This is a genomic window from Streptococcus lishijunsis (genome assembly GCF_047290665.1).
Taxonomy (GTDB): domain Bacteria; phylum Bacillota; class Bacilli; order Lactobacillales; family Streptococcaceae; genus Streptococcus.
This window is the reverse complement of record NZ_JBLBUC010000005.1, coordinates 58,586-74,583: the sequence shown is the minus strand read 5'-3', so window position 1 is coordinate 74,583 and position 15,998 is coordinate 58,586. Positions and strand designations below refer to the sequence as shown.

Below are 15,998 nucleotides of genomic sequence, written 5' to 3'. Positions count from 1 at the left end.
TAAAATTATGGCTGTTGAAATTATAATGCCAAAACTAGGCGTTGATATGCAAGAAGGCGAGATTATTGAGTGGCGAAAGGCAGTTGGGGATACGGTTCAAGAAGGCGACATTCTCCTTGAAATTATGTCTGATAAGACTAATATGGAAATCGAAGCCGAAGAGTCTGGTGTTCTCCTTCAGATTGTCCACGAAGCAGGAAGTGTCGTTCCTGTAACAAAACCTATTGCTTATCTTGGTGAGCCTGGAGAAGTGATTGCAGAAGTTGAGCCAGAAGCTAATACTAAAGAAGAGCAGGTGGCTACTGTGTCTCAAAATCAAATCCAAAAAGAGCAGACAGAGCTAAAAGTTACCAGTGATACGAAAGGTATCCGAGCGACACCAGCTGCGCGAAAAGTCGCACGTGAGCTAGGTGTTGACCTCTCGCAAGTCTTAGGCACAGGTCCTAAAGGTCGTATTCATAGAGACGATGTCGAGAACTTTAAAGGGCAAGAGCCGCGTATTACACCACTAGCACGTCGTATTGCTGAAGATAAAGGTATTGACTGGCGTGAGCTTGTAGGTAGTGGGAATCGCGGCAAGATTGTTAAGGAAGATATCTTAGCGGTTCTTGAGCCGACTAAGCCAGCGAGTGTTAAGGAAGAGCCAGTCAAAGAACAAGCTCCAACACTGCCAGAAGGTGTTGAAATCATCAAGATGAGTGCTATGCGTAAGGCTATTTCAAAAGGAATGACGCATTCTTACTTGACAGCGCCAACCTTTACGCTTAATTATGATATCGACATGACTAATCTTATGGCACTGCGTAAGCAACTGCTAGAGCCTATTATGGCAAAGACAGGTCTTAAAGTGACCTTTACGGATTTGATTGGTTTGGCAGTGACACGGACGTTGATGAAAGAAGAGCATCGTTATCTTAATGCCTCTTTGATTAACGATGCTACAGAGATTGAACTACATCGCTTTGTCAATATGGGAATTGCTGTTGGATTAGATGATGGTTTGGTTGTTCCTGTTGTGCATGGGGCAGATAAGATGAGTTTGTCCGAATTTGTAGTAGCCTCTAAAGATGTTATTAAGAAAGCTCAGACAGGTAAATTAAAAGCCGCAGAGATGTCTGGATCGACTTTCTCTATTACCAATTTGGGGATGTTTGGAACTAAAACCTTTAACCCAATCATCAATCAACCCAACTCAGCCATCTTAGGTGTTGCCTCAACGGTTCAAACACCTGTCGTTGTGGATGGTGAGATTGTCATTCGTCCGATTATGGCGATGTGTTTGACTATTGATCACCGCTTAGTTGATGGGATGAATGGTGCGAAGTTTATGGTGGATCTCAAGAATCTTCTTGAAAATCCGTTAGAATTACTAATTTAATCGTAGAGACAGAAAACTATCCGTATAAGGATAAGGAGGAAAATTATGGCTTTTGATGTCATTATGCCAAAACTTGGAGTTGACATGCAAGAAGGGGAAATCATCGAGTGGAAAAAGCAAGAAGGCGATACTGTCGCTGAAGGTGATATTCTTCTTGAGATTATGTCTGATAAGACCAATATGGAAATTGAAGCAGAAGAATCAGGTGTGCTGTTAAAGATTGTCCATCAAGCTGGTGATGTGGTACCTGTTACAGAGATTATTGCTTATATAGGTGAAGCTGGCGAGGTTGTAGATGCAGTCGCTGCAGATGCGACAGTCACAGCTGCAGATGGCCAAAGTATATCTGCCCCACAAGCGCCTAAAAAAGAAGACAAACAAGCAGCGGCTACTGCGTCTGATTTGGCAGCTAATGAATATGATATTGTAGTAGTTGGTGGGGGTCCTGCTGGTTACTATGCAGCTATTCGTGGTGCCCAGTTGGGTGGTAAGATTGCCATTGTTGAAAAGACAGAGTTTGGTGGTACTTGCTTAAACGTTGGTTGTATCCCAACTAAAACCTATCTCAAAAATGCTGAGATTTTAGATGGGCTTAAAATCGCAGCTGGACGAGGTATCAACCTAGCTTCTACTAATTATGTCATTGATATGGATAAGACCGTAGCCTTCAAAAATAGTGTTGTCAAGACCTTGACAGGTGGTGTTCGTGGGCTATTGAAAGCTAATAAAGTCGATATTTTCAACGGTCTTGGCGTAGTTAATCCTGATAAGACCGTAACGATTGGTCAAGAAACTATTAAGGGACGTAACATTATTCTGGCTACAGGTTCAAAAGTCTCTCGTATCAATATTCCTGGTATCGACTCACCACTTGTATTAACTTCAGATGATATCTTAGATTTACGCGAAATGCCTAAATCATTAGCTGTAATGGGTGGTGGTGTTGTTGGTATTGAGCTTGGCTTAGTCTGGGCATCTTATGGTGTTGATGTGACTGTCATTGAAATGGCTGATCGTATCATCCCAGCTATGGATAAGGAAGTCTCGCTTGAATTGCAAAAACTAATGGCTAAAAAAGGCATGACTATCAAAACCTCTGTCGGAGTATCTGAGATTATCGAAGCAAATAATCAATTGACTCTGAAATTAAATAACGGTGAAGAAGTCGTTGCTGAAAAAGCCCTGCTTTCTATCGGACGTGTGCCACAGTTGAACGGTCTTGAACATCTCAATCTTGAGATGGATCGTGGGCGTATCAAGGTAGATGATTATCAAGAGACATCTATTGCAGGTATTTATGCTCCAGGTGATGTCAATGGGACACGTATGCTAGCTCATGCAGCCTATCGTATGGGAGAAATCGCAGCTGAAAATGCTCTTCTAGGCAACAAGCGAAAAGCTCATCTTGATTTCACTCCTGCAGCTGTTTACACACATCCTGAAGTAGCTATGGTCGGTCTAACAGAAGAGCAAGCTAAAGAGCAGTATGGTGACATTTTAATTGGTAAAAATAGCTTTAGCGGAAATGGACGTGCTATTGCTTCAAATGAAGCACAAGGCTTTGTTAAAGTCATTGCAGAGCCAAAATATAAAGAGATTTTGGGTGTGCATATCATCGGTCCAACTGCTGCTGAGTTGATCAATGAAGCAGCGACTATTATGGAAAATGAGTTGACTGTTTATGATGTGGCACAATCCATTCATGGGCATCCGACCTTCTCAGAAGTGATGTACGAAGCCTTTATGGACGTTTTAGGTGAGGCTATTCACAACCCACCAAAGCGTTAATATTTAACCTGATTTAAAAAAGACAAACGGTTAACCGTTTGTCTTTTTAGATATATTATCTTCTTTTCAAAGATTAAAAAGGTTTGTAACCAAGTGCATCTTGCGCAGCAAGGTTTAAGAGACTCCATTGACGATCAAATCCTGGTTGGAAGAAGAAGTCAGCTTCAGCTAAGTCCTCAAGGGTCAATTTTTGAGCGATAGCGAGGGACAAGACATTACCTTGTGCAGTGAGGTCTTGTGTTGAAAGGACTGAACCTCCCAAGATTTGATGAGTTTTAGGGTGGAAAGTTAGGCTGACATAGACTTCAGGATTATCCGCTTCAGGAATATAGCGTGGACGGATACGATCTGTGTAGAAGCTTGTTTCAAAATCAAGACCAAGGCGTCCAGCAGAGAATTCGTTTAGACCTGATGTGGCAAATTTATAGCCAAAGATACCAAGAGCAGAAGACCCTACGACGCCTTTGTAAGCACGAGCAGGTTTCTTATCAAAGAGTGTGCTAGCGAGGTAAAAAGCAGAGCGACGAGTTGTAGTAGCTAGAGCAATTGGCATAGATTGATTTGCTGGGATAGATGGTTGAAGCGTCGCATCACCAACTGCAAATACATCCTCAACATTAGTACGAAGGTAGGCATCAGTCTTGATATAGCCACGCTCATCTAAGTCAATCACACCCTCTAACCATTTAGTGTTTGGATAGACACCGACAGCTACAATGACAAGGTCAGCTGGGATTTCTCCTTTATTGGTTTTTAGAGCAGATACTTTGCCTTCACCAAGGAAAGCTTCAACAGTAGCTCCCATATGAAGCTCAACACCAGCATGACGAAAGGCTGGCTCTAAGATAGCTGTTGATTCACTATTGAGGTAGTTTCCAAGCGGATTGTCAATCATATCGACAAGTGTGACGTGTTTGCCAGCTTTAGCAAAGACTTGTGTCGCTTCCACACCGATGTAGCCAGATCCAATAACAACAACGTTTTGGATAGATTCATCCGTTTGAGCAGCATTGATTTTGCTAGCCCAGTCGTGACCGTGCATGAAGTAGATGTTATCAAGGTTTTTTCCTGGAAGGTTAAGTTCGATAGGCTCTACACCAACACTTAAGATTAGTTTATCGTATGAGACATTCTCTTCTTGATTAGTTAGGACATTTTTGACACTAATGGTTTTAGCGTCTGCTTGAATAGCTGTTACTTGGTGGTTGTTGATGACTTTACCACCACGGGCTTCAAGCTCTTCAGGCGAGAAGTTTCTCACATAATCTTGACCGATAGTCTTTCCTTCAAGGAAAAGCTCCATTCCACAAGACATGAAAGAGACAAAATCTCCTGCTTCATAGATCGTAACCTCAACGTTATCGTATTTATCTAAGATGCGAATGGCAGATTCATGACCACCATGTGATGCACCAACAATGACAATTTTTTGTTTAGACATAAGATGCCTTCCTTTCTCGTGATAATTCTATCATACAAGAATTAAGGTAAAAAAACAAATAATTCACTCATAGATAATAGAGATAAGAAGCGTAAAAACTTGCCTTTTGAAAGCCTTTGCTTTATACTAAAGATACTAGATTATAGAGGTGATTTTATGAAATATATTATTAATAAAAGCAACAACCCAGCGTATAATATTGCATTAGAAGCATATGCTTTTCGGGAGCTGGTTGATGAGGATGAGTTATTTATTTTATGGATAAATGAGCCAGCTATTATTATCGGAAAACATCAAAACACCATTGAGGAAATCAATAAAGAGTACACTGATGCACATGGTATTCATGTTGTTCGTCGCCTCTCTGGTGGAGGTGCGGTCTATCATGACCTTAATAATTTAAATTATACTATCATTTCTAACAAAGCTAAAGAAGGGGCTTTTGACTTTAAGACCTTTTCAAAACCTGTTATTGACACATTAGCTAAGCTAGGTGTTGAAGCCTCTTTTACAGGGCGTAATGATTTAGAAATCGATGGGCAAAAATTTGCAGGCAATGCGCAAGCTTACTACAAAGGACGTATGATGCATCACGGTTGTCTGTTATTTGATGTTGATATGTCTGTTCTTGGACAAGCTCTAAAGGTTTCTAAAGATAAAATTGAATCTAAAGGTGTTAAGTCCGTGCGTGCGCGTGTGACCAATATCCTACCTCACCTTAAAGAAGCTATTACTGTCGAGGGTTTTAGCGATGCTATCTTGCATCAGATGAAAGAAACGTATCCTGATATGACAGAATATGTATTGACCAGAGAGGATAAAGAAGCTATTCAAAAATTGTGTGATGAGCAATTTGCGACATGGGATTGGACTTATGGACAAGCTCCAGAGTACACCATTGAGCGTTCTGTACGTTATCCAGCAGGTAAGATTACGACTTATGCTAATGTTGATAATTCGATTATTCAGTCCATCAAGATTTACGGCGATTTCTTCGGTGTAGCTGGTGTTGAGGACATTGAGGACTTGTTAGTTGGCAGTCGTTATGATTACACGGATGTCCTTGCCAAGTTAGAGACGATTGATACGACACTTTACTTTTCAGGTATGACTACTGAAGAGGTTGCTAAAGCTATCGTTGCTTAAAAAAGACACTTCCATTGGAAGTGTCTTTTTGGTTTAATCAAAGTCAGCCTTGCTTTTAATATCACTGTATTCTTCAGGTGTTTCAGCAGCTAAGATCGTGTTATAGTCAGCTAGCTTGACGTCATCGCCATATTTTCGTTTGAGGGCTGTGGTGACTAAGCGATAAGCTAGATTAGCATTACGTGATAGCAGTGGACCATGGAAATAACTGCCAAAGACATTTTTATAATGAACCCCTTCAACGCCGTCTTCTTTATTATTACCATTGCCATAGACAACACGTCCCAGTGGTTTTTCGTCATCAGAGAGGAAGGTCCGCCCTTGATGATTTTCAAAACCATAGTAGGTCTCGTCAAATTCGTCATTATGAATTTTAATGTCACCAATATAACGATTATTTTCTTGATTTAGCGTATAGTGTCCCATAACACCGATACCTTCGATTCTCTCGCCATTAGCTTGGATGTAGTATTGACCAAGTAGTTGAAAGCCACCGCAAATCGCTAGAATAATACCGTCATCTTGGATGAATTGTTGGATGCTGTTACGCTTAGTGGGCAAATCTGTGGCAACGATAGATTGCTCATAGTCTTGTCCTCCACCGAAAAAGACGATATCATAAGCCTTGTCATCAAACGCATCATTAAGCGACACAATATCAATCGTGACATGGCAGTTAAGCTTTTCAGCGACGTATTTAAGCATGAGGATATTGCCATTATCACCATAGGTATTGAGGAGATCCCCATAGAGGTGGGCGATAGATAGAGTATAAGCGTACTCTTTATCATTAGGGGATTGTAAAGAAGTATAAGTCATTTAGTTTAGCTCCTTTCCAACCGCATGACGACTAGCTAAGAGTTCACGAAACTCAAGCATTGCTGTGTAGGTTGCTAAGATGTAAGCATGTTTAGTATCTTGAGCTTCAATCATAGCGAGGACATCTTCTAATTTTTGTGCTTGTTGGATATGTTGTTCTGGATAACCTGTCACGCGCAGACGGCGTGCAATCTCTGAGTGTCTGACACCACCAGCAACTATTTGTGGGATATCCATCTCTAAAATAGCTTCAAAATTGGCATCCCAAATCCAGCTCGTATCAATACCATCTGCGTAATTAGCGTTTAAAAGGACAGAGAGGGTAAAAGGATAGGGAGCTAGCTTAATCATATCCAGTGCTTGACTGGCTCCGACAGGATTTTTAATCAGGACAAGGGTGCATTCTTTGTCACCGATATGGAAGGTTTCCTGACGACCAAAGACAGCACGACTCTTGTCAAACCCTTGCTTGATAAGCTCAGGATCAACACCCAGATACTCAGCTACAGCCACAGCTGCAAGAGCGTTGTAGATATTGTAGAGACCACCGACATTGATCTGGTAATCTTGCCCATCAATCACAAAACGTGATGACGTATTGGTAATTTCTGTCAGCTCTGTTAAGGCGTAGTCTAGTTTAGGACGTTTGAAGTCACAGTTTGGACACACAAAATCGCCGAGATTAGCATAAGTATTGAGCTGATAGGTAAGGATGTGTTGACACTTGGGACATAGCACCCCTTCTGTATTGTAGTGGGCCAGCTTAGGTGTCCCTTTTTCAGTATCAAAACCATAATATTTAATAGGATTGATGGTTTTAATAGAGTGAAAGAGTGGACTATCACCATTCGCTAAAATAGTGGCATTAGGTGCCTTCTTAGCTCCGTCTAAAATCATCTGATAAGTGGTGTAAATCTCGCCATAGCGATCCATCTGGTCTCTAAAAATATTGGTAAAGACAAAAAGGCTAGGTGTGATATAAGTTGTGATTTTTGGCAAGCTAGCTTCGTCTATCTCTAAAATAGCAATTTTTTTACCTGATTTAGCCTTTTTAGCGGTTAGAAAGGTTGAGACAATCCCTGAAATCATATTGGCTCCGCTAGGGTTAGTTACCACTTCACCAAAAGCTTCTCTTAAGATACCTACTGTCAAAGCAGTTGTTAAGGTTTTCCCATTGGTGCCAGTGATAACAACGATTTCATAGTCTTTAGCTAAACTATCGAGAATGTCTTTGTCAAATTTGAGGGCTAGGCTACCTGGGTAAGTGGAGCCACGTCCTAATTTATGGAGTACATAATGTGCAGTTTTTCCTGCTGAAATTCCTAGTAACGTCTTTATCTTCATACTCTCTATTTTACCAAAAAAATTTTTAAAAGGATAGTTAAACTCTTGTCATCATTTTGTGATATAATGAAGTCATGCGACTTTTATTGACATAGCAGATAAAAAGACGCTAATAAGTAATGTTAAGATTGAGAAGTATGCTTTATGACAGTTGTGCAAATGTTTAATAATGCCTTTTGGCAAGGATTGTTAGATAATCCTTGGCAGATTATCATACATCTATTAGATATCGGTATTGTGGCTTATCTAATTTACCGTCTGATCCGAGCTTTAGCAGGTACTAAGATTATGTCCTTGATTCAAGGGGTTGTCTTTTTTATTCTGTTACGCTTGGTGGCCGAGTGGGTTGGCTTGACAACGATTACGTATTTAATGAACCAAGTCATCACCTACGGGGTTATCGCAGCGGTGGTTATCTTTGCGCCTGAGATTCGGACGGGTCTTGAAAAATTTGGGCGTAGCCCACAAGTCTTTAGACAGCGTGGACAACAAAGTGATGACGAAAAGCTAGTTGCTGCGCTATTGCGAGCAGTTGATTATATGAGTCCTCGTAAGATAGGGGCTCTTATTTCAATTGAGCAAATGCAGAGCCTACAAGAGTATATCTCTACAGGTATTCCACTTGAGGCAGATATTTCAAGTGAGCTTTTAATCAATATTTTTATCCCTAATACCCCACTTCATGATGGTGCTGTCATTATTCGAAAAGACAAGATTATGACAGCTTGTTCTTATTTGCCTTTGACAGACTCTATGACCATTTCTAAGGAATTTGGGACACGCCATCGTGCAGCCATAGGTTTATCTGAAAACTCTGATGCTCTAACAGTTGTGGTATCTGAGGAGACAGGCGGTATTTCAGTGACATTGCGTGGGGAATTTATCCATGATTTAGACAGAGCTGGTTTTGAGAGCTTATTAAAAGCAGAGCTTATCCAATCTGAGACAGCTCAAGTCAGCTGGCTACAACGCTTATTAAGGAGGAACAATGAAAAAACGTCACAAAAATAAGACAAATACCATTGGCCTTATGGCGGTTTCTATTTTTTTAGCCCTTCTCCTTTTTTTGACCGCAACTATCAATACCAATAGTAAAACGGGCACTCAGGTGGCAGGTGCGACAGAGACTTATACGCACACCCTAACGAATGTTCCCATAGACCTTAAATATGATAGTGATAAATACTTTGTTAGTGGCTATTCTTATGAAGTTAGGGTTTATCTCAGCTCGGTCAATCGTGTTAAACTGGATTCTGAAATCAATAGCGATACAAGACAATTTAAAGTAGTAGCAGATCTATCTCATGAGGAGACAGGCACTCGTACCGTTAGGTTAAAAGTAACTAATCTTCCAAGTGATGTGACTGCCACGATTGAGCCAAAGACTATCTCAGTGACGATTGGTCAAAAAGAGAGTAAGACCTTTGAGGTACAAGGTGTCGTAGCTGCTAGTCAAGTAGCAGTAGGCTATGAGGTGACTGATGTTTCGACCAATCTAGATACAGTTAAAGTGACAAGTGATGAATCCATCATTCAGCGCATCGACCATGTAGAGGCAGCTCTGCCTGAGGATGAGGTGTTAGATGGGAATTATAGTGGCAAGGTAAATCTTCAAGCGGTTGCTTCTGATGGGACGGTTCTAGCAGGCATTATTGCACCTTCAAAAGCACGATTAGATGTGACTGTTAAAAAGCTCACCAAAGAAGTACCAGTTAAGATCAATCTTGTAGGCGAGATGGATGAGAGTCTATCTAAAATAGACTATAAATTGAGTCAAAATACGGTGACTATATCAGGTACAAGAGAAGCTTTGGATGCTATCTCAGAAGTTGAGGCAGATGTGGATATCTCAAACATCACTAAAGATACAACTAAAACGATCACCCTATCAGCAGATGATGTCGTAGTGACACCAGCTCAGCTCAGTGTTCAGTTGACAACCACTAAGAAATAATGGATAATAGAGAGAATTAGACTGGAGGATGCGAAAATTCGCAAGACTATTATGGGAAAATATTTTGGAACAGACGGTGTCCGTGGGGAAGCCAATGTAGAATTGACACCAGAGTTAGCGTTTAAATTAGGACGTTTTGGAGGCTATGTCCTTAGTCAGCATGAACAGGAGCGTCCGCGTGTTTTTGTGGCGCGTGATACCCGTATTTCAGGACAACTTCTAGAGTCAGCCTTGGTTGCAGGGCTTTTGTCTGTGGGTATCGAGGTATATCTTTTAGGTGTCTTAGCGACTCCTGGGGTATCTTATTTGGTACGTACTGAAAAAGCTAGCGCAGGTATCATGATTTCAGCAAGCCATAATCCTGCATTAGATAATGGCATTAAGTTTTTTGGATCAGATGGCTTTAAGCTAGATGATGAGCGGGAGCTTGAGATTGAGGCCTTACTAGATGCACCAGAAGATAAGCTACCGCGCCCTTCAGCACAAGGTCTTGGAAGTGTCGTTGATTATCCAGAAGGATTGCGTAAATACGCTAAGTTTTTAGTCTCTACTGGGATTGATCTTGACGGCATGGCAATTGCCCTTGATACAGCAAACGGTGCAGCCTTTGCTTCAGCTCGTGATGTCTTTTTAGACCTCAATGCAGACATAACAGTTATGGGGGATAAGCCTAACGGACTGAATATCAATGATGGTGTCGGCTCAACTCATCCAGAAGCCTTACAAGAGCTTGTCTTGTCATCTAATAGTCAAATGGGGCTTGCTTTTGATGGTGATAGCGACCGCTTGATTGCGGTGGATGAAAAAGGGCAGCTAGTTGATGGTGATAAAATCATGTATATTATCGGAAACTACTTATCACAACATGGTAAACTAGCGAAAAATACAATTGTCACCACAGTGATGTCAAATCTTGGATTCCACAAGGCGCTTGAGCGTGAGGGCATTAAAAAGGCGGTCACAGCCGTAGGGGATCGTTATGTTGTAGAAGAGATGCGTAAGTCTGGCTACAATCTTGGTGGTGAGCAGTCAGGTCATGTGATTATTATGGACTACAATACCACAGGTGATGGGCAATTAACAGCTATCCAATTGGCTAAAGTGGTTAAAGAAAGCGGAAAGACCTTATCTCAGCTAGCTGCTGAAGTGACGATTTATCCTCAAAAATTAGTCAATATTCGTGTGGATAATAGCATGAAGGACAAGGCGATGACGATTCCTGCTATTGCAGATATTATTCAAAAAATGGAAAAAGAGATGGCAGGTAATGGACGTATCTTAGTACGTCCAAGCGGCACTGAGCCGTTGTTGCGTGTTATGGCAGAAGCGCCAAGCCATGAAGAAGTTGATTATTATGTGGATACAATTGCCGCTGTTGTCAAACAAGAAATCGGTATTGAGTAGATGATAGGGTTGGGAGAGATTCCCAACCTTTTTTGAGATATAAGAGTTACCAGATGAAAAAAGTTAACGTCTATCTAGCTAAGTTCTAAGCTTTTTGCCCTAGAAGGGTGTGTCTGTGTTCAAGGTATAGAAGCTAGTCATACGAGATATGGCTATCGTGATAAGTTAGTAGATGTCCTAGAAAAAAGGTTACTGGTCATAGTATAGGAGGATATTAAATGTCAAAACCAAGTCCAGAAGTCTTTGCCAATTATTTTACAGGAAGTGCTTTAGAGGTTTATCGTCATATGGTGAGGGATTATCAAGAACACTATATTCACTATGTTTATGAGACGAGTAACCCTCAAACACAAAAACGTCGTATTAAGTATCTGCATAAAGTTTTTAACCGTTTATTAGAACATCCTTACCACCATATTCGTCCCTTAACAAAGACTAGCAAGGCTAGGATAAGTCCAACTTGGTACGAGACAGCTTTAAGACCTTTGGATGAGACAGCCTTTGAGTGGCTCTATAATGGTCAATGCTTGGCCTTTTACCAGGCTCAAAAAGGTGATGGCAAGTTGATTCTGACGTTAGGCATCAAGCCTGAGTTGGCTGACAAGCAGCTTAGAAAAACCTTTTATCAAGATATGGAGAAGCATTTGATAGACAAGAAAGCTTCTCATCTTATGGCTATCACCATCCATAATCCGACACCAGATTTAGCAGAGCCTTTGTTGGCAGAAGGCTATTATGTTGATAACGCAGCGTCTAATCACTTTGTCAAGCTTTTTTAAGTCAGGGATATTTGTAAAAATACAGAAAAAGAGTATAATAAGCATATGATAAAAAAGCCCAGTTCAGCTTATGTGCATATTCCGTTTTGCACACAGATTTGTTATTATTGTGATTTTTCAAAGGTTTTTATCAAAAATCAACCTGTCGATGATTACTTGAAAGCGCTTATTGAGGAGTGGCGTCGCTACGATATTAAACAGCTCAAAACGCTCTATATCGGAGGAGGGACTCCAACAGCGATTAGTGCCGAGCAGCTCGACTTTCTCTTGAGGGAGTTGAGTCGCAACCTTGATATGGAGAGCTTAGAAGAGTTTACGATTGAGGCTAATCCTGGTGATTTGACCTTAGATAAGATTGCTGTTTTAGAAAAATCGGCGGTCAATCGCGTCTCTCTTGGTGTGCAGACCTTTAATGACCGCCATTTGCGTCAGATTGGGCGTAGTCATAATGAAGCGCAGATTTATGAAAGTATAGATAGTCTAAAAAAAGCTGGTTTTCACAATATCTCCATAGACCTTATCTATGCCCTTCCAGGTCAGACGATGGATGATGTTAGAGAAAATGTAGCCAAAGCACTAGCTTTAGATATTCCCCATTTGAGTCTATATAGTCTGATTTTAGAACATCATACCGTTTTTATGAATCGTATGAGACGTGGTAAGCTCAATCTTCCAACAGAAGACTTAGAAGCAGAGATGTTTGAGTATATCATTAAGAAGATGGAAGAAAATGGATTTGAACATTATGAAATTTCCAATTTTACCAAACCAGGCTTTGAGAGTCGGCATAATCTCATGTACTGGGATAATGTTGAGTATTACGGTGTTGGTGCAGGTGCTTCTGGTTATTTAGATGGCATTCGCTATCGCAATAGAGGCCCTATCCAGCACTATCTAAAGGGAGTATCTGAGGGGAATGCTAGGCTGTCTGAGGAGCATCTTACCAAAGAGGAGATGATGGAAGAAGAATTGTTTTTAGGGTTACGTAAAAAAGCAGGTATTTCTAAACAGACCTTTACCTCAAAATTTGGAGAGTCTTTTGACCAACGCTACGGCCATATTGTCTCGGATTTGGTCGCTGATGGCTTACTACAGGTCGATGAGGATCGTGTTCGCATGACTAAAAAGGGGCTGTTTTTAGGAGATACTGTCGCTGAAAAATTTATCATGGAGTAACTTATGGGACTACGTTATCAAGAATCTTACGAAGTACCGTTTTATGAGACAGATGTCAACCATCATATGAAATTACCTCAACTCTTATCTTTAGCGCTGCAAGTATCAGGACATCAGTCCTATCAACTAGGGATTAGCGATGAGGTGATTTTTGAGCGCTACGGTTTAGTTTGGGTCATCACAGATTATCATATTGACATTGAGCGCCTACCGTATTACGGTGAGACAATCACCATAGAGACTGATCCTGTGTCTTATAATCGTCTGTTTTGCTATCGTTATTTTTACATTTACGATGAAAATCACACTAAAATCATGACGATTTTTGCCACCTTTGTATTGATGGATTTCAATACTCGAAAGGTTCATCCTGTGGTAGAAGATATCGTCAAGTCATATGAGAGTGACAAAATTAAAAAAGCGATTAGAGGGCCTCGCTATAGTGCTTTGGAGCTAGCTGAAGAGACCTTATACCACCTACGCTATTTTGACCTAGATATGAATGGTCATGTCAATAATAGTAAATATATTGAGTGGATGTTTGAGGTGTTAGATTTGGATTTTTTGACACGCTACATTCCAAAAACACTAGATTTGAAATATGTCAAGGAAATCCACTACGGTCAGGATATTGTATCATCCGTGAAAAAAGAGGACCTCACCACAAGACATGAGATTGTGATTGGTGATACTGTTCATGCCCAAGCAATTATCCATTGGCAAGACAAGAAGGAGACAAGATGACCTATCAAGGCTATTTAATTGATTTGGATGGGACGATTTATATTGGTGAGAACCGCATCCCAGCAGGCGAGCGTTTTGTTGAGCGCCTACAAGAGAAAAATATCCCTTATATGTTGGTGACCAACAATACAACACGTACCCCAGAGATGATTCAAGATATGCTAGAGAGTAAGTTTTCCGTTAGGACAGCTCTCTCAACCATCTATACAGCTAGTATGGCAACGGTTGATTATATGAATGATATGAATCGTGGAAACAGTGTTTATGTGATTGGTGAAAAAGGGTTGAAGGACGCCATTTTTGAGGCAGGTTACATTGAAGACAAGCAACATCCAGCTTACGTTGTTGTTGGGCTAGACTGGGATGTTACATATGATAAGCTAGCAACGGCTACTCTAGCGATTCAAAAAGGTGCAGTCTTTATAGGGACAAATCCTGACCTTAACATCCCAACAGAGCGAGGCTTATTGCCTGGTGCAGGAAGTTTGTTAGCGCTTCTTGAAGCCTCTACTCGTGTGAAGCCTATCATTATCGGAAAGCCAGAAGCTGTCATTATGAATAAAGCTCTTGAGCGTTTGGGAGTTGAGCGTTCAAAAGCGATCATGGTTGGTGATAATTATATGACTGACATCACCGCTGGTATCAAAAATGACATCGCAACCTTGCTAGTTTTGACAGGTTTTACCAAAAAAGAGGAGCTCTCAAGTCTCCCTATTCAGCCTGACTATGTTTTGGAGTCTTTAGATGAGTGGCAATTGGATAAAGATGCGCCTTGCTAGTCTTGGCTTTTGCTTGTGGCTAGTAGCATTGGCAGTAGTTGTTACCATTTATCTAGCTTGGTTGGTCTATCCTATTGAAATAGGGGCTCTACATATTAGAGACAGTGTCGCGCTTAGCACGACCAGCATCAGAGAGAACTTTAATCAGCTACTGTCTTATTTGACAAATCCCGTTGTGGCGATTTTAGAAATGGAGGATTTTCCCAGTTCTGAGAGCGGTTTGAAGCATTTTGCAGATGTCAAAGCTCTTTTTATGATAGCGCAAGGAGTGTTTTTAGCCCTAGCTATTCCGTCTTTTTATTTTTTGAAAAAGGAAATCACAGCGGCTAGACTAGCTTTGTATCTACCACTGTGGCGTTTGATGGCACTCATTCCTTTAGGATTAGCTCTTGTGGCTTTTGTCATTGGATTTGATCAATTTTTCACGCTTTTTCATCAGATCTTCTTTTTAGGTGATGACAGCTGGCTATTTAATCCTTTGACTGATCCTGTCATTTATATATTGCCAGAAAGCTTTTTTATGCATTGTTTTATCCTATTTCTTTTCTGTTATGAGCTATGCTTTTTAAGTCTGTGGCTGTGTTCGTATCGAAAAATCCATAACACATAAGCTAGGTCTAAACGTGATGTCAGCTTATCGGCTTTTTACTTTTTTCACATAATATGATAAAATGACATCAATAACAATAAAGGAGTGACGTTTTTGGAAAAAACATTTTTTATAATCAAACCAGATGGTGTTCGTCGCGGTTTGGTCGGTAAGATTTTGGAGCGTATCGAAAACAGAACCTTTAGCATTGAGCGATTGGAAGTACGCCAAGCAGATGAGGCACTTTTGCGCCAGCATTATAGTGATTTGGTGGAACGTCCCTTTTTCCCACAAATTGTTGATTATATGACAAGTGGTCCTATGGTGATTGGTATCATCTCTGGCAATCACGTCATTGAAACCTGGCGGACAATGATGGGAGCAACAAATCCTAAGGACGCCGCTTTGGGTAGTATCCGTGGTGATTTTGCACAAGCACCAGGTGATAATGAAGCGACGTTAAACATTGTCCACGGATCAGATTCTAAGGCCTCAGCTCAGCGTGAGATAGCCCTTTGGTTTGCAGATGAGGATTAAGCACTAGGTGGGATACGTCCCCCTAGTTTTCTTTTCGGACAAATAAATTGCTCTTGATTTTGAGATAGGGTATAATGAGCCTGCACATAGTATGTGTGTAACACTATTAGAAAAGAGAGA

14 protein-coding genes and 2 pseudogenes are annotated in these 15,998 nt (G+C 40.8%); 13 read left to right on the top strand and 3 right to left on the bottom strand.

Features of this window, described 5'->3' with window-relative positions; all coding sequences use genetic code 11:
* Positions 1-7 precede the first annotated feature (7 nt).
* The 3 genes and pseudogenes from ACLN19_RS03795 to lpdA all read left to right on the top strand — a co-directional run.
* Positions 8-304, top strand: a pseudogene (locus tag ACLN19_RS03795) (biotin/lipoyl-containing protein); the annotation flags it as partial.
* Between the two features lie 60 nt (positions 305-364).
* Positions 365-1,378, top strand: a pseudogene (locus tag ACLN19_RS03790) (dihydrolipoamide acetyltransferase); the annotation flags it as partial.
* Positions 1,379-1,423: 45 nt separating this feature from the next.
* A complete protein-coding gene (gene lpdA / locus ACLN19_RS03785; RefSeq protein WP_413383448.1) occupies positions 1,424-3,166 on the top strand; it encodes a dihydrolipoyl dehydrogenase in 1,743 nt (580 codons plus the stop codon).
* A 73-nt stretch (positions 3,167-3,239) separates the two neighbouring features.
* Here the strand turns inward: lpdA and ACLN19_RS03780 are convergent, their stop codons facing one another.
* Complete coding sequence (locus ACLN19_RS03780) at positions 3,240-4,607, bottom strand: FAD-dependent oxidoreductase (RefSeq protein ID WP_413383446.1); 1,368 nt, start codon at positions 4,605-4,607, stop codon at positions 3,240-3,242.
* 156 nt (positions 4,608-4,763) lie between these two features.
* Here ACLN19_RS03780 and lplA point away from each other — a divergent pair, with 156 nt between their 5' ends.
* On the top strand, positions 4,764-5,753 hold the full coding sequence (gene lplA / locus ACLN19_RS03775; RefSeq protein WP_413383444.1) for a lipoate--protein ligase: 990 nt from the start codon (positions 4,764-4,766) through the stop codon (positions 5,751-5,753).
* Between the two features lie 33 nt (positions 5,754-5,786).
* On the opposite strand, the gene gatD is transcribed toward lplA, so the two are convergent.
* Positions 5,787-6,572 carry a lipid II isoglutaminyl synthase subunit GatD gene (gene gatD, locus ACLN19_RS03770; protein WP_413383442.1) on the bottom strand — a complete coding sequence of 262 codons (786 nt, stop codon included), beginning with the start codon at positions 6,570-6,572 and terminating at the stop codon, positions 5,787-5,789.
* Positions 6,573-7,916 carry a lipid II isoglutaminyl synthase subunit MurT gene (murT, locus tag ACLN19_RS03765; RefSeq protein WP_413383440.1) on the bottom strand — a complete coding sequence of 448 codons (1,344 nt, stop codon included), beginning with the start codon at positions 7,914-7,916 and terminating at the stop codon, positions 6,573-6,575.
* A gap of 144 nt (positions 7,917-8,060) precedes the next feature.
* Here murT and cdaA point away from each other — a divergent pair, with 144 nt between their 5' ends.
* The 9 genes from cdaA (at position 8,061) to ndk (ending at position 15,878) form a co-directional block, all read left to right on the top strand.
* The gene (cdaA, locus tag ACLN19_RS03760) at positions 8,061-8,927 is read left to right on the top strand and encodes a diadenylate cyclase CdaA (RefSeq protein WP_413383438.1); all 867 of its coding nucleotides are present in this window, start codon (positions 8,061-8,063) and stop codon (positions 8,925-8,927) included.
* Positions 8,905-9,870, top strand: a complete 966-nt coding sequence (locus ACLN19_RS03755) for a CdaR family protein (protein WP_413383436.1) — start codon at positions 8,905-8,907, stop codon at positions 9,868-9,870. Before cdaA ends, ACLN19_RS03755 begins: the two co-directional genes overlap by 23 nt.
* 51 nt (positions 9,871-9,921) lie before the next feature.
* A complete protein-coding gene (gene glmM, locus ACLN19_RS03750) occupies positions 9,922-11,274 on the top strand; it encodes a phosphoglucosamine mutase (RefSeq protein WP_413383433.1) in 1,353 nt (450 codons plus the stop codon).
* Between the two features lie 218 nt (positions 11,275-11,492).
* The gene (locus ACLN19_RS03745; protein ID WP_413383431.1) at positions 11,493-12,053 is read left to right on the top strand and encodes a hypothetical protein; all 561 of its coding nucleotides are present in this window, start codon (positions 11,493-11,495) and stop codon (positions 12,051-12,053) included.
* A 45-nt stretch (positions 12,054-12,098) separates the two neighbouring features.
* A complete protein-coding gene (hemW, locus tag ACLN19_RS03740) occupies positions 12,099-13,229 on the top strand; it encodes a radical SAM family heme chaperone HemW (protein WP_413383429.1) in 1,131 nt (376 codons plus the stop codon).
* 3 nt (positions 13,230-13,232) lie between these two features.
* Positions 13,233-13,973 (top strand): acyl-ACP thioesterase domain-containing protein, encoded by a 741-nt coding sequence (locus ACLN19_RS03735; RefSeq protein ID WP_413383427.1) that lies wholly within the window; start codon positions 13,233-13,235, stop codon positions 13,971-13,973.
* Positions 13,970-14,752 (top strand): TIGR01457 family HAD-type hydrolase, encoded by a 783-nt coding sequence (locus tag ACLN19_RS03730; protein WP_413383425.1) that lies wholly within the window; start codon positions 13,970-13,972, stop codon positions 14,750-14,752. The genes ACLN19_RS03735 and ACLN19_RS03730 overlap by 4 nt, the downstream gene beginning before the upstream one ends.
* Entirely contained in the window at positions 14,718-15,362 is a 645-nt protein-coding gene (locus ACLN19_RS03725; protein WP_413383423.1) for a TIGR01906 family membrane protein, read from the top strand. The genes ACLN19_RS03730 and ACLN19_RS03725 overlap by 35 nt, the downstream gene beginning before the upstream one ends.
* A 93-nt stretch (positions 15,363-15,455) precedes the next feature.
* The gene (gene ndk, locus ACLN19_RS03720; RefSeq protein WP_413383421.1) at positions 15,456-15,878 is read left to right on the top strand and encodes a nucleoside-diphosphate kinase; all 423 of its coding nucleotides are present in this window, start codon (positions 15,456-15,458) and stop codon (positions 15,876-15,878) included.
* Positions 15,879-15,998 lie beyond the last annotated feature (120 nt).

Coding starts and splice junctions, on each gene's coding strand:
- lpdA (WP_413383448.1), top strand. CDS start 1,424: ATGGCTTTTGATGTCATTATGCCAAAACTTGGAGTTGACATGCAAGAA.
- lplA (WP_413383444.1), top strand. CDS start 4,764: ATGAAATATATTATTAATAAAAGCAACAACCCAGCGTATAATATTGCA.
- glmM (WP_413383433.1), top strand. CDS start 9,922: ATGGGAAAATATTTTGGAACAGACGGTGTCCGTGGGGAAGCCAATGTA.
- cdaA (WP_413383438.1), top strand. CDS start 8,061: ATGACAGTTGTGCAAATGTTTAATAATGCCTTTTGGCAAGGATTGTTA.
- ACLN19_RS03725 (WP_413383423.1), top strand. CDS start 14,718: ATGAGTGGCAATTGGATAAAGATGCGCCTTGCTAGTCTTGGCTTTTGC.
- gatD (WP_413383442.1), bottom strand. CDS start 6,572: ATGACTTATACTTCTTTACAATCCCCTAATGATAAAGAGTACGCTTAT.
- ACLN19_RS03735 (WP_413383427.1), top strand. CDS start 13,233: ATGGGACTACGTTATCAAGAATCTTACGAAGTACCGTTTTATGAGACA.
- ACLN19_RS03780 (WP_413383446.1), bottom strand. CDS start 4,607: ATGTCTAAACAAAAAATTGTCATTGTTGGTGCATCACATGGTGGTCAT.
- ACLN19_RS03755 (WP_413383436.1), top strand. CDS start 8,905: ATGAAAAAACGTCACAAAAATAAGACAAATACCATTGGCCTTATGGCG.
- ACLN19_RS03730 (WP_413383425.1), top strand. CDS start 13,970: ATGACCTATCAAGGCTATTTAATTGATTTGGATGGGACGATTTATATT.
- murT (WP_413383440.1), bottom strand. CDS start 7,916: ATGAAGATAAAGACGTTACTAGGAATTTCAGCAGGAAAAACTGCACAT.
- hemW (WP_413383429.1), top strand. CDS start 12,099: ATGATAAAAAAGCCCAGTTCAGCTTATGTGCATATTCCGTTTTGCACA.
- ACLN19_RS03745 (WP_413383431.1), top strand. CDS start 11,493: ATGTCAAAACCAAGTCCAGAAGTCTTTGCCAATTATTTTACAGGAAGT.